Genomic DNA, 468 nt, shown 5'->3' on the forward strand with positions numbered 1-468 from the left:
GTGCGAGGCCGGGGAGGAGCAGGCGTGTCTCAACGGGCCGGTCGGTACTTACAACGCCCATGATGTCGACGGCAGTATCACCCAGGGCGGCTACTCTCAGAAAATCGTCGTCAACGAGAGGTTTGTTTGCCGCATCCCCGATTCCCTGGACTTCGTAGAGGCAGCTCCGCTGCTGTGCGACGGCATCACCACCTATTCGCCGATCGCCCAGTGGAACGTCGGACCTGGCCAGAAGGTAGCCGTGCTGGGGCTCGGCGGACTGGGCCATATGGGGGTCCAGATTGCCGCTGCTAAAGGAGCGGATGTTACGGTGCTCTCACGTAGCCTGCGCAAGGAGAGATTCGCCGAAAAGCTCGGGGCCACGCGGACCCTTGCTACCAGCGACGACAACTTCTTCCGTGATCACCGGGGAGAGTTCGATTTCATACTCAACACCATTAGTGCTCTGATTGACGTGTCGGCTTACCT

At 60.0% G+C, this 468-nt stretch carries 1 protein-coding gene; it reads left to right on the plus strand.

Going from position 1 to position 468, the window contains the following annotated elements; translation table 11 throughout:
* The coding region (locus KJR01_RS10615; protein ID WP_214119038.1) for a zinc-binding dehydrogenase at window positions 1–468 on the plus strand (468 nt) is incomplete at both ends.

The sequence above is a fragment of the Campylobacter sp. 2018MI10 genome (assembly GCF_018501175.1).
Classification (GTDB): domain Bacteria; phylum Campylobacterota; class Campylobacteria; order Campylobacterales; family Campylobacteraceae; genus Campylobacter_E.